Here is a 13290-nt window from a genome sequence, read left to right as displayed (position 1 = left end):
ATGAACATTTTTGCCAGCGACATACTTTTTTACGTTTTCGGGGCCCTGGCCGTGGTCCTGTCCCTGATGGTCGTCTTCATGCGCAACCCCGTCTCCTCCGCCATGATGATGGCTCTTTCCTTTGGAGCCACCGCCGCCGTCATGATCGGGCTGGGAGCCCACTTCCTGGGCATTCTCCAGATCCTTGTATACGCCGGGGCCATTATGGTGCTCTTCGCGTTCATCATCATGCTGCTGAATGTGAAGCAGGAAACATCCCCCTTCAGCAGGCCTTTCTCCGTCGCCATCGGGGTCATCATCACCGGCCTCTTCCTGGGCCAGCTTATCGGCATCATCTATTCTTTGCCCGGCGCCAAAGAAACGCACCGCTGTCCGATGGCCGGCGCGGAACAGGCCTGGAACGATTTGAAAATCGGGCAGGAGAACGCAGCCCCCTCCAAAACCGGAATGGGAGCTCCCGCCTGCGGCCTCCGCAACAACGGAGCCCCTTCCGTCATTCTCCCTTCCCTTTCTCCCCAATGTTCCGCTCACCTCTATCCGGAAGGCACCACCATCCGTGCGGAGATAGACAACGGAGAATTCCCGGACACCGCCCTGCTGGGCCGTACTCTGTTTGACAAATATAACCGGAGCCTGGTCATCGCCGGACTGGCCCTGCTGGTGGCCTCCATCGGCGTCGTCGTGCTGAGCCGCCGCCCCTCTGGAAAATAAAGAACCCCTTACCACAGCCATCACCATGATACCTCTTACGCATTATCTGATCCTTTCCGGCGTCCTGTTCGCCATCGGCCTGATGGGGGTGATTGTCCGGCGCGACATCATCGTCATCTTCATGTGCCTGGAAATGATGCTCAGTGCAGCCAACCTGTCCCTGGTAGCGTTTTCCCGCGCCCAGGGCACCATGGGCCTGCCCAACTATGACGGCCAGGCCCTCTCCATCTTTATCCTGACCATCGCCGCGGCGGAAGTGGCCATCGGTCTGGCCCTCATCGTCTCCCTGTACAGGGCCAGGCGCACGGCCAGCACGCAAAATCTCAACACGCTGAAAGATTAAGAGCAACACACTACTCCACGAATATGTTCAATATTGATATTCAATACACCTGGCTTCTGCTCTTCCTGCCGCTGGTCGTAGCCGCCTTTGACTGGTTCCTGCTGACCAAACGTCCTAACGTCGCGGCCCTCACCTCCACCTTCTCCTGCCTGGCGACCTTCGTTCTTTCCCTGGGCCTGCTGGACCGGACCGGGTCTGCCTCCTTCTCCTGGCTTCCGATTTCCGACATCTTTTCCGTGGATCTGGGTTTCATTCTGGATCCCCTTTCCTCCCGCATGATGCTGGTGGTCACGGGCATCGGCCTGCTGGTTCATGTTTTCTCTCTGGGTTACATGGCGGACGACAAGGCGAAAACGCGCTACTTCGCGTGCCTGAGCCTTTTCATGTTCTCCATGACGGGCATCGTTCTGGCGAACAACATCGCCATGACCTTTATCTTCTGGGAATTGGTGGGCCTCTCCTCCTATCTGCTCATCGGCCACTGGTACACCCGGGACACTGCCGCCAACGCCGCCAAAAAAGCCTTCATCTGCAACCGCGTCGGGGACTTCGGCTTCCTGATCGGCATTCTGACCCTCTGGGCGCTGACCAACACGCTGGATTTCAGCCTGATGGAAATACCCGTAGGAATCAGTAAAAACCTGCTGAACATTACGGTGCTGTGCCTTTTCTGCGGAGCGGTGGGCAAATCCGCCCAATTCCCGCTGCACGTCTGGCTTCCGGACGCCATGGAAGGTCCCACCCCCGTCTCCGCCCTGATCCATGCGGCCACCATGGTAGCCGCCGGCGTTTACATGATGGTGCGCGTTCAATACTCCATCGGCATTGAGGCTTTCCCCGCCCTGGCCTGCAACGTCATTACCGGCATCGGGGCCATTACGGCCGTCATCGCCGCCTTCATGGCTACCCAGCAGAATGACATCAAACGCGTTCTGGCCTACTCCACCCTCTCCCAGCTCGGCTACATGGTCATGGCCCTGGGGCTGCTGGCCGGGGAGGCAGCCATGTTCCACCTCTTCACCCACGCGTGGTTCAAGGCCCTGCTCTTCCTGGGCGCCGGGGCCATCATCTTCGCCTGCCACCATGAACAGGACATCTGGAAAATGGGCGGCATCATGAAGCGCATGAAGCTGACCTCCCTCACCTTCATCATCGCCACCATGGCGCTGATTGCCATTCCGTTCACGTCCGGCTTCTTCTCCAAGGAAGCCATTCTGGAGGCAGCCCTTCACAAAAACCCGGTCTTCTTCTGGATCGGCGCAGGCGTTGCCCTGCTGACCACCTTCTATATGATGCGCGTCATCTTTGTGGTCTTCTTCGGCAGGAGCCGCAGCCACAGCTCGGAACACGCTTCGGAAGTAGGCGGCCTCATGCTGGTTCCCCTGCTGATTCTGGCGGTCCTGGCTCTCATCTCCGGCTACGGATTTATCGCAGACAGGCTGGTTCCTTTCAACGGATTCGTTTCCGAAAGCTTCCACATGGGCATGCCTTTCTACGTCTCCATGGGGGCACTGGTGCTCGGAATCCTGCTTGCGGCTGCCTTCTACGCAGGTTCCCCGGCTTCTGACAAGCTCTCCGGCAATGTTGTTTCCCGGGCTCTCGCCAACCGCCTTTATATCGACCTGTTCTATGATAAGGTGCTGGTCAGGGGCATCCAGGGAGTTCTGGCCGCCATCATCGACTTTATGGACCAGTTCATCATCTCCGGCCTCATCGTGGGCGGACTGGCGCGGCTGACTGCCGCCATAGGCTCCCTGCTGCGCCGTCTGCAGTCCGGCAACATGGCCGCTTATACGGCCCTCTTCGGCATTGGCCTGCTCCTGGTCATTTACTTTACCGTCTTCTATTCCTGCTAACCTAACCAACCAATCACATACCATGCTTATCTGGCTTGTTCTCATTCCTCTGATTGCCGCGGCCCTCATCGGTCTGTGCAAGGCGCCCGCACGCCCGACAGCCCTGCTCAGCGCCACCCTGACGCTGGCCCTCGGCATCTGGGCCCTGGTTAGCTTTGACGGCTGTTCCTCCTGCTGGTCCCGCTTTGAAGGGATGGACCTCCAGCTCACGTTGGCTCCGGCCCTGTCCAAAGTAATGCTGCTGCTGACCATCCTGGTTACCTTCGCCTCCGTGTTGGGCACCAACCCGCCCCAGGGGGGAGAAGCTTCCTGGTACAATTCCGCCCTTCTGATTTCCGCAGGCGCCACCGGGGCGTTTCTGTCCGACAACATGATCTCCTTCTTCGCCTTCCATGAACTGGCTCTTATCCCCACCTTCGTGATGATCGGCCTGTATGGACGCGGCGACCGCCGCACCACGGCCTGGCGCGCCACGCTTTACCTGGGGCTTGCCTCCATGGTTCTGCTGGCCGCCCTGCTGATGATCGGCACGCAGGCGGGCTTCACCTTCTCCGGCCTGAAAGACTTCATGGCCAGCGGGCGCGAACTTGCCCATGCGGAACTTATCGGAGCTCTGCTCATCGCCGGATTCGGCACGCTGATTTCCCTTTTCCCTTTCCATTCCTGGGCAGCCCCCGCCTACGCATCCGCACCCGCTCCGGTAGCGATGATGCACGCCGGAGTCCTTAAGAAATTTGGTCTGTACGGGCTTTTCATGTTCCAGCCGCTGATGGAAACAGGATTCCTTCCCTGGACGAACATCCTGCTGGTTCTGCTCGTCTGCAATGTCATTTGGGTGGGTTACGTGACCGTCAACCAGAAAAGGCTGGACCTGCTGCTGGGCAACTCCTCCGTGATGCACATGGGTTATATTTTCCTGGCTTTCGCCGCCCTGGTGGTTTCCGGTTCCGCGGAAGCCAATCCCTGGGCGCTGAAAGGGGCTGCTCTGCTGATGCTGGCCCATGGCCTGACAATCGCCCTTCTCTTCCTGCTCTGCGGACAGATTGAAAAGCAGACAGGCACACTGGAAATCAACTCTCTGGGAGGACTGGGCACCAAGCTGCCGCGCATGGCTTTCGTTTTCGGTCTGGCGGGCATGGCCTCCATCGGCCTCCCCGGCCTCGCCAATTTCCCTGGGGAATTCATGGTCTTTTTCTCCGGTTTCGCCGGTTTCAGCAACAGCTTCGGCCCCGTTCAAATCGCCACCATCCTGTGCCTCTGGGGGCTGGTCATCGGCGCGGTATACATGCTGAGAGCCTACCGTAATATCTTCCAGGGGGATTTGTCCAAAGCCTCCGCCTACGCCACGGAACTGCTTCCCTCCGAACGGGCGGCCAACTGCTTCCTGGTCATCGCCCTGGCGGTCTTCGGCTTCTTCCCCACGCTGGTGCTTCAGTTCTTCTCCTGATTTCTCCCCTTCCGAATACAATCCTAGTTTAACCTGATTTTTCTTTTACCCATGCAAGCGTATATTCCGGAATTTATCCTGGCCGGCCTGGCAATGCTTTTGCTTCTGGCGGAGACCTTCTGCAAAAAAACGCCCAAATTCTTTTTCGGGCTGATTGGCGCGGCGGGAACCCTGGCGATGCTTCCCTTCTACATGGAAGGGCTCTATGACAATACCTACATCATCCTGGCGCTCGTCGCCACAGCTGTCACCCTGCTGCTTTCCGTAGATTTCCGGGCCGTCATCAACTTTTCCTCCAATGACTCCAAATCCCAGGAGGGCACGGGGGAATTCTACATCCTGCCCCTGCTGGCTTGCGTAGGCATCACCTCCCTGTGCAAAGCCTCCAACCTGGTGGAACTGTTCGTCTCCCTGGAAGTGCTCACCCTGAGCTCCTTCATCATGGTAGGCTATTTCCGGCGGAACCTGGGTTCCACGGAAGCGGGCATCAAGTACCTGATTCTGGGCGCAGTCAGCACGGGATTCCTCGTTTTCGGCCTGGCCTGGTATTTCGGCATTACGGGAACATTCATTTATAATGAAACCATCGTCAGCCACGCTCTGGCCGGCCAGATAGCCCCCGCCATGTACCTGGCCCTCGCCATGCTACTGCTCGGCACAGCATTCAAAATCGGCGCAGTTCCAATGCAGCTGTGGATTCCGGATGTGTACCAGGGAGCTCCCACTCCGGTGACGGCTTTCCTTTCCGTAGCCTCCAAAGTAGCCGGATTCGCCCTGCTCGGCATCATCCTGGCCCCATTCGCCGTGCTGCCCCCCGTCGAATTCGTCGTAGCCCTGATGGCCGCCGCTACCCTGCTGGTGGGCAACCTGGGCGCCATTCCCCAGACGAACCTGAAACGCATGATGGGTTATTCCTCCATCGCGCAGGCAGGCTTCATCCTTCCCTTATTCATCGGTACTGTGGACGGTCAGCTGGCTCCGAACGCTCCGTTCTACCTAGCTGTGTACCTGGTCATGACCTTCGGCGTCTTTTTCGCCCTTGCTATGATTCGCATCCAGCGAGGAAGCGAGGAAATTTCCGCGTTCCGCGGTCTGGGCAAAACCAATCCCCGATTGGCCTTGGCTGTCACCATCATGTTCGCCTCCCTGGCGGGCGTGCCGCTGACGGCCGGATTTTTCGCCAAAATGATTTCTTTCGTGCACGTCATCAATACGGGGCTGTACCTGGGCTGGATGCTCCCCGTCATGATCGTCTGCGCAGCGTCCGGGTTTTACTATTACTTCAAAGTCATCCGCTCCATGTACTGGGACAAACCCGCAGAAAACGCAGAACCCGTGCAGGTGCCGGTCATTTCCGGAGTCATGCTGGCCGCGTTCTCCATTTTCATCGTGCTGGGGGGCCTGATGCCTCTGTTCCTGAATCCCATCCGGTAACAAACGCTTCCTTTCCGCCCATGATTCCAAAGGCCGTTCTCCGAATTGTTCGCAGAACGGCCTTCCTCATTCAGGAAAAGCCGCGTGTTCCGCGCCGGCCGGCCGAAAACGGAAGGGAGAAGGAGAGGTTGCAGCTGCCCGGCCTTCCGGGCTTACGATTTCAGCCGTTTCAGGATCCTGAGCAATTCGCCTGAGCCATACATTTCTTTTATCATATTCATGCCGGAAAAATTGTGAAAAAAGTGCGGCCTGCATGCGAGATTTCCCTCAGGACAACCGTAATTAGCCTGTTCTAATTATTTGCCTGCCCTTCCTCCGGTCATCAGGCAGACAACCATCAATCATTCACAACCATGCGTCTTTTAACCTCCACCGCCGTCATTTGCGCCGCCCTGTTCTCCGGAACTATCCTGCAAGCACAGGACCCGGAACTGCTGGCCAAGCGCCAGTGCCGTTCCGTCCATATCAATCAGCAGGGACATCCCGTCCAGGCGAGCGCCCTGTACAATGTAGTAAAAGCCAAAACATCCGTTCCCGGCACCTACTTCTGCGCCATGAACTTTGATGACGGCTATATCGGTTTTCAGGAACAATCCAACGGTAAAAAAGTAATCATCTTTTCCATCTGGGATCCGGTGGCACACGGGGACAACCCCAACGACGTTCCGGAAGAAGAACGCACCAAGCTGGTAAAACTGGGCAAAGATGCACGCTCCGGACGTTTTGGCGGTGAAGGGACAGGCGGACAAAGCTTCGTGGATTATCCCTGGACAATCGGGGAGGAGATGCGCTTCCTCGTCTGCGTCAAAAAAATGGGCAAATTCAAGGAAATCAGCGGCTATTACTTTAATAACAAAAACAAGTCCTGGGATCTTATTTCCAAATGGAAAACGCATTCCTCGGAAAAGGAGCTTTCCTTCTCCGTCGGATTCGTGGAAGATTTTATGCGCAATTTTGAATCCGCCAAGAAGGCCCGCGGAGCCTTCTTTGGCCCAAGCTTCGCGTACAAGGACGGCAAATGGCATCCCAATACCAGCGTAACGTTCACCGGCGACCGAACCCCTTCCACCAACGTCATGGCGAATATCCAACCTGATGGTTCCGTGCTGCTTCAGACGGGGGGAAGCACGAAAATGACGGATTTCAAGCTGTTCCAAAATCGCCCCCTGCCCCAAAATATTAAACTCATCCTGCCTGACAAGACTGTTACCAGTCTAGTTCAGGAGAACATGAACTGATTATGTCCCCAACCGGCTGGTTAACCATGATTGTTTCCATCGGCGGCGTACTGGCCGCCGCCGCATGGGCGTATTACAAGGTGCTCTCCACTCCCAAGGAAACGGAACACCTGGGTAGCCCTACCCCGCCACTGCCGGAAAATGCGGAGGAATAAGGTCCCGATGCGGTGAACCGCCGTACGCAGGACTAAACAATCCCCGGATCATTTTGCCGCATCCAGAAAGCGCGCATGTTCCCGAGACCTGAAACAGGACGGATATAAGGGAGTATTTTCTCGGCAGAAAGGCAATACGGACCGGTGTTCCCCAGGGTATGCGTGCAAATCGCGCCCGAACCTGCGAGCCGCCCCGGTTCACAGGATTTTTAAACGTTTTTTCTCCTTACCCGTCTGACGGGGGCAGGATGAAGCCCAGCCGGTCAATGCCGTATCTGGCGCATTCCTGCCACAGGGATTTTTCCAGGGCTTCCGCAGTGCGGCGGCGTTCCTCTTCCGGCATGTTTTCAAAATATTCCGCTCCCAGGTGTTCGCTGATGGCCTTGTCCGCCATACGCGTCACGAGATCCGCCCAGAAAGAATTATCCCGATATTCATCCAAGCAATCCTGAAAAAAAGCGTTTTCTTCATATTCCCGTGTGAAGGCATAGCCGCCCAGGTCCTCCGCATAGGCAATGCGCCCTTTCAATTTGGGAGTGACGGAAAGCTCCTTCATCAGCCGGGAAACCAAATTTCCCCACGCAGCCAGGCGCGCTTCCGCCCCGTCCTGCTGGTTGGAGGCAGCCACCGTGGCGGCGGTGGAAAGCATTTCCGCCAAATCACGCGCTTCCTCATCTGATAATCTCAACGTTACCGGCATGGAAAATCAGATCAATCCGAGTTTCATTCTGCCCTCCTCGCTGACCATGTCCTGATTCCAGGGGGGATCCCACACCATTTCCACATCCGCGGCCTCCACCCCTTCCAACGCTTCAATACGGTCCTTGGCTTCCATGACCAGATGAGGGCCCATTCCGCAGCCGGGCGCCGTGAGGGTCATTTTTACCGCCACATGGTGAAGGCCGTTCTCCAGCTCAATGACAGTCACATCATAGATCAGGCCCAGGTTGACGATGTCCACGGGAATTTCCGGGTCATACACACATTTCAGCGTATCCCAGACCCTTTCTTCCAGTGTGGCGTTCTCATCCAGCGCAGCCGCTTCCGGAGAAGGTTCTTCCGCTCCAGCGCCAAGGGCGTCCGCGTTCTCCCTGGAAATACGGGCCAGGCCATGGTCCGTAGCCACGGTATAGGAGCCACCCAGTATCTGGGTGACATACACGCGTTCCCCTTCCGGCAGGGTGAGCACATCCCCGCTGGGGATCTGGACCGCCGTCACTTCTCTTTTGAGTTCTATTACCTGGTTCAGCATAAATCCTTGCGATTAAAGGAATATCCGACTATGGACACGCGCCGGAGGCATCCGAACGCCATAGGGCAGAACCGTCCCATGGTTCCCGGAATCTTTCGCGCAGGAGCAACATAAGGCGTATTTGCATCACCGTCGAGGTCAAAAACTGTTCTGCCCCGGCCGGGAAAGCCCTTCATGACAGGAAAGAGCATGCCGCCATGTTTTGGAAAAGCCGCCGGAAGCGGAGAGCTTCGTTCTTGCCTAGCGGAGGGAAAAAGTGTAAAAGGTTCGGGCTGTCCGGGCTGCCCCGGCTGCACGTGCATTTTCAACCTGACATTCCATGCTAGATTACTTACGTAAACATACAATCGTCATCATGGCAGCCATGGCCCTGGTGTTTGTGGGCCTCATGTTCATCGGCGGGGACGTAAGCGGCGGCTCCCTGACCGGCATGTTCAAGCAGACTTTCGTTTCCGTGGACGGGAAATCTTATGGGGAAAAGGATTATAACAACATGGGCAGGACCGGCCTGTCCGTGGCTTTTTCCTTCCCTTCCACCTTCGGACCGTTGCTTCAGGACAATTTCAGCTCGGAAGAAAATCTGCGCGAACTCTGCTACCTGTTGAAAACAAATAACCCCAATGCGGCTTTTCTGGCCTACCGCGGCATTATCCGTCGGGAGGCGGGACGCCTGGGCTTGACGCCCAGCACCACGGAAATTGACGATGCCATTTGCAAGATTCCGGAGTTCCAGAACGACAAAGGCGTTTTCGACCCCCAAAAATACGACAATTTCATTTCCATGCGCGGCAACATGGGTAAAAAGCTGCAGGAGGAACTGCTGCGCGGACTGATGGAAGACACCATCAGCCTGGAACGCATCAAGGACGTGCTGACCGGGGGTATTTCCGTGGAGCCCGGTTTTGCCGAAGCTGTCGCCGAATCCAACAGCCAGCAGATTACCATCAACACCGCCTTCCTGGAAAAAAGCGCCTTCCGTCCCAAGACGGATCCCGGAGAAGAGGAAATAAAAACCTTCTGGGACAAGCATAAGGAAAATTACAAGAATGAAGAAGCGCGCTTCTTCACCGTTTACACCTTTATCCCCGCAGGAGATGCCCAGGCTCCCAAGCCTGGCGACATTTCCAACGCCACCATGGAGACCATGAACCTGGTGGAAAATGACATCTGGGAACCGCTGAACGCCACCAACGGCAGGAACATGGACCAGGCCATCAGCGAAGCCCTGGCCAAGGCTCCCGGCGTCTGCAAAATGGAGAAAAAATCTTACACGGCCGTAACGCGCAAAAACGCGCCTCAGGAAATCAACCAGACAATCAACCAATCCGCTTCCGACGGACGCAGCGCCAATCTGCTGGATGTGGCTTTCTCCCTGACGGGAGCCCCCGCCCTGAATGCGGATGCGGATGCCAAGGCCATTGAAGAAGCGCGCGCCAAAACCGGGGCCGAACAGATCAGCACCATGCAGGTGCTGGAAAACGGGCAAGTCGTCCTGATCCGCCTGGAAGGCGTTACTCCGGTCAAAGCCCTGCCTTACGAGTCTGCCCGCAACAGCGCGCGTGCCGACCTCCTGGAAAGCATGACCGTTGAATCCATGAACAAGGCAGCTACGGAACTCAATACGGAACTGCAGAAGGCGGAGAACCCTGTGGAACAGTTCAATGCCATCGCCGGAAAAGCCGGCGCAAAAACCGGCGCTTACGGCCCCTTTATTAATCCGAACGCACTCTTGAGCAGCGTCAACCTGCAAAACGCCAAAACACAGGAAGAACTCCAGTCTCTTCTGGAACGGGCCATGAATTCCCGCCTGGCCCCTCCCAAAGAACTCCCGGCTCCTGAAGAAGTATTCCAGGCGGTTTCCGTCATCAACCCCGGCCAGATGGCCCAGCCCATCAACACGGGGGACGGCATCCTGCTGACCCAGCTCGTCAAGCGCGAACTGGAGGATACGCCGGAATTCCAAATCAAAGCTACCCAGCAAATTGCCCCGGCTCTGACTGCCCAGGCAAAATCCATGATCATGCTGGACTGGCTGAAAGCGTGCATTGCCCAATACAAGGTGGAAATTGCCCCCATCCTGAATCAGGAACGCTAACGTTTTTCCTTTCATGACAACCGTCAGTGCGCCCGTCTCCTTTTCACAGGCCCTGAACGCCGTCTGAACGCATTCACCATGATGGCCTCCGCCCGGAGGCCATCATTTTTATTATTCTCTCCATCCTCTGCCTTTTCATCATCCAATGAGCGCCCTGCCCTCCCAATCCAGATACATCATCGGAACGGAAGCCTGCGAACGTTTCAGCTTCTACGGCATGAAGTCCATCCTCATGCTGTACATGACGGGCCACCTGCTGATGAGCGACAACTGGGCAACCTCCACCCTCCATATCTTTGTGGGAATGGTTTATCTGCTTCCCCTGGCGGGGGCATGGCTGGCGGACAAGGTCTGGGGCCGATATAAAACCATTCTTTATATTTCCCTGCTTTACTGCGTAGGGCACGGAGTTCTGGCAACGGCGGATCTTTTTCACACCATTGAAGCGCGCCGTTACATTCTCATGGCGGGCCTGTTCATCATCGCGCTGGGAGCCGGAGGCATCAAGCCATGCGTCTCCGCTTTTATGGGAGACCAGATTCCCAATAAGTCCCCGCAGTTAATGACCAAGGCCTTCAATGCCTTCTACTGGGCCATCAACCTGGGTTCCTTCTTCTCCTTCCTGGTCATTCCGGCCATGGAACAGCATTACGGGTACAGTTGGGCGTTTGCCGTCCCGGGCCTTTTCATGGGAGTCGCCACTTTCGTCTTCTGGCTGGGCCGCAAAAAATACCACAAAACGTCTCCGGATCGGAACAACGGCCAGGCCGGCTTCTGGAAAGTCCTTTTCATCATCCTGTTCCACGGAGGCTGGAAAAACGCGGAACAACGCTGCGGAACTTCTGCCGTGGAAGACACCAGGCACATCCTGAAAATCCTTTCCATCTTTGCCTTTATCATCCCATTCTGGTCCATTTTCGAACAGACGGCTTCCTCCTGGGTGGCCCAGGGCAGCAGGATGATTCCTCTTTCCATCCCGCTTCCGGGCGGTTCCTGGTCCATCGGGCCGGCCCAAATCCAGGCGGCCAATCCCATTTTTGTCATGGTGTTTATCCCCCTCATCACCGTATTTGTTTATCCCAGGGCGGTAACACTGGCGAAGCCCCTGGTGCGTCTCGGAACGGGGTTGGCCCTTAGTTCCGCTACATTCCTGATTGTCGCTTTCCTGCAATACCGGCTGGAAGAAGGAGCCTCCATGTCCATCGCATGGCAGCTGATTCCTTACTGCGTACTCACCATCTCTGAAATCCTGGTCAGCACCACCGGCCTGGAATTTGCCTATACGCAAGCTCCGGCGCATTTAAAAAGCCTCATCACCAGCTTCTGGAACCTCACGATTTTTGCAGGCAACATGCTGGTGGCCGCAATTACTTTTTTCCTGTCCAACGGAGAAGCAGCCAACGCCATTTCCACGGACCGCTTCATCCTGTACGCCGTACTGGCCGCCGTGGTGGCGGTAGCCTACTCCTTCCGGGCGCGCAGGTACGGAAAAACGGAATAAAGAAAACGCCGCCGTTCCCGAACATATGGCCGGGGTTTAATCATGTCTTGAAAAACAACCGGGCCGTAAGAAAGCAACATGCAGCCCGGCCATTCCCTCCGTCAGGTTTCCTTTCGGAAAAGCGCCGGAAGACACAAATTACATGAGGATATGACCGGACAAAAAGTTCTGAAGAAGGTCAGGAGATACGGCAGTCGTTAAGCAGATCGTCCATGTAAAAGGTCATCTCCGCCAAAGCTTCACGGTATTCCGTTTGGGGAAGGAGCCACAGGATTTCGCGGGCCGCCTCGTTTTTCTCCAGCGCTACCTGAATCGCCTTGTCCAGCGCCTCCGCAAAAACGGGATTATCCTGAAAGGCGGAGTAATCCACTACTTCACGGTTTTCAATGGCGTCCCGCAGGGTCGCCTCCACATTCCTGTCACCGCATTCCAGCAAATTGAAGATGGGAAGGGTCAGCTTGCCCTTGGTGGCGTCCGTATGAAGCGTCTTTCCGGCGTCGTCTTCATCTCCCACCATGTCCAGGCAGTCGTCGTAAATCTGGTAGGCTACACCCAGCAGATCCCCCAGCTGATAGAGGGATTCTTCCACTTCCGGGGTTACTCCGGAAATCCAGCCAGCGCCCCCCGTAGCCGCGGAGAAAAGGGAAGCGGTTTTTTTCCGGATGATTTCAAAATATTCCTCCCGGGTCATGCTCAGATCATACAGGCGGCTGGACTGGGCCACTTCCCCCTGGCATACGTTCCTGACGGTATTCGCCAGCCTGCGGCAGAATTCCGTGCTGCCGAATTCCGTGCCCAGCACCATGGCATGGGAAAAGAGAACATCCCCCAGCAGCACGGCGAGGCTGTTGCCCCAGAGGGCATTCGCCGTAGCCTCGTCCCGGCGTTTATCAGCTCCGTCAATCACGTCATCATGCACGAGGGAAGCCAGATGCACCATTTCCAGCAGAGCGCCCAGCCGGATATGGGCCGGTTTGACGCCGCCCGTAGCGCCGGCAACCAGCAGAACCAGGGCCGGCCGAAGCATTTTGCCCTTGGACTGGCATACCGTCTCCATGTAATCGGCCACCTCCGGGTCAAAACATGATGATTGCGCTTCAACAAACTCGGAAACCTGCTTCAATTCCGGCTTAACCAGTTGAAGATAGTGCTTCTGGGATCGTAATTTCGAAAAGAACGGAATGGACATGATATAGAACGGGGGCGGCGCTGGTCAGCGCCGCAGGGATTGTGGCATATTTAAAGTTCCCTAGCAATG

At 56.4% G+C, this 13290-nt stretch carries 12 protein-coding genes; 9 read left to right on the top strand and 3 right to left on the bottom strand.

Annotated elements, in window-relative coordinates; genetic code table 11:
- The 7 genes from O4G22_RS08165 to O4G22_RS08135 all read left to right on the top strand — a co-directional run bounded on the left by O4G22_RS08165 (position 1) and on the right by O4G22_RS08135 (position 7184).
- Positions 1-711, top strand: a complete 711-nt coding sequence (locus tag O4G22_RS08165; RefSeq protein WP_297405120.1) for an NADH-quinone oxidoreductase subunit J — start codon at positions 1-3, stop codon at positions 709-711.
- Between the two features lie 25 nt (positions 712-736).
- Positions 737-1054 (top strand): NADH-quinone oxidoreductase subunit NuoK, encoded by a 318-nt coding sequence (nuoK, locus tag O4G22_RS08160; protein ID WP_215834112.1) that lies wholly within the window; start codon positions 737-739, stop codon positions 1052-1054.
- A 23-nt stretch (positions 1055-1077) separates the two neighbouring features.
- Positions 1078-2910: an NADH-quinone oxidoreductase subunit L gene (gene nuoL / locus O4G22_RS08155; protein ID WP_297405119.1), complete on the top strand. Its 1833-nt coding sequence runs from the start codon at positions 1078-1080 to the stop codon at positions 2908-2910.
- Positions 2911-2932: 22 nt separating this feature from the next.
- On the top strand, positions 2933-4357 hold the full coding sequence (locus O4G22_RS08150; protein ID WP_297405118.1) for a complex I subunit 4 family protein: 1425 nt from the start codon (positions 2933-2935) through the stop codon (positions 4355-4357).
- A 51-nt stretch (positions 4358-4408) separates the two neighbouring features.
- The gene (locus O4G22_RS08145; protein ID WP_297405117.1) at positions 4409-5791 is read left to right on the top strand and encodes an NADH-quinone oxidoreductase subunit N; all 1383 of its coding nucleotides are present in this window, start codon (positions 4409-4411) and stop codon (positions 5789-5791) included.
- A gap of 353 nt (positions 5792-6144) precedes the next feature.
- Positions 6145-7029, top strand: a complete 885-nt coding sequence (locus O4G22_RS08140; RefSeq protein ID WP_297405116.1) for a DUF3472 domain-containing protein — start codon at positions 6145-6147, stop codon at positions 7027-7029.
- 26 nt (positions 7030-7055) lie between these two features.
- The gene (locus tag O4G22_RS08135; protein ID WP_256943703.1) at positions 7056-7184 is read left to right on the top strand and encodes a hypothetical protein; all 129 of its coding nucleotides are present in this window, start codon (positions 7056-7058) and stop codon (positions 7182-7184) included.
- Between the two features lie 226 nt (positions 7185-7410).
- On the opposite strand, the gene O4G22_RS08130 is transcribed toward O4G22_RS08135, so the two are convergent.
- Both O4G22_RS08130 and sufT read right to left on the bottom strand, forming a co-directional pair.
- Positions 7411-7884, bottom strand: a complete 474-nt coding sequence (locus tag O4G22_RS08130; RefSeq protein WP_306701487.1) for a hypothetical protein — start codon at positions 7882-7884, stop codon at positions 7411-7413.
- A gap of 6 nt (positions 7885-7890) precedes the next feature.
- Entirely contained in the window at positions 7891-8436 is a 546-nt protein-coding gene (sufT, locus tag O4G22_RS08125; protein WP_094136498.1) for a putative Fe-S cluster assembly protein SufT, read from the bottom strand.
- Positions 8437-8755: 319 nt separating this feature from the next.
- Between sufT and O4G22_RS08120 the strand changes: the two genes are divergently transcribed.
- Complete coding sequence (locus tag O4G22_RS08120; RefSeq protein WP_297405114.1) at positions 8756-10531, top strand: peptidylprolyl isomerase; 1776 nt, start codon at positions 8756-8758, stop codon at positions 10529-10531.
- 145 nt (positions 10532-10676) lie between these two features.
- A complete protein-coding gene (locus tag O4G22_RS08115) occupies positions 10677-12032 on the top strand; it encodes an MFS transporter (RefSeq protein ID WP_297405113.1) in 1356 nt (451 codons plus the stop codon).
- A 178-nt stretch (positions 12033-12210) separates the two neighbouring features.
- Here the strand turns inward: O4G22_RS08115 and O4G22_RS08110 are convergent, their stop codons facing one another.
- Positions 12211-13221, bottom strand: a complete 1011-nt coding sequence (locus O4G22_RS08110) for a polyprenyl synthetase family protein (protein ID WP_297405112.1) — start codon at positions 13219-13221, stop codon at positions 12211-12213.
- Between the last annotated feature and the right edge of the window lie 69 nt (positions 13222-13290).

This window comes from Akkermansia muciniphila, assembly GCF_030848305.1.
In the GTDB taxonomy this organism is placed as follows: Bacteria; Verrucomicrobiota; Verrucomicrobiia; order Verrucomicrobiales; family Akkermansiaceae; genus Akkermansia; species Akkermansia muciniphila_A.
Note: the sequence above shows the minus strand (reverse complement) of the source record. Positions and strands in the feature narration are given on the sequence as shown.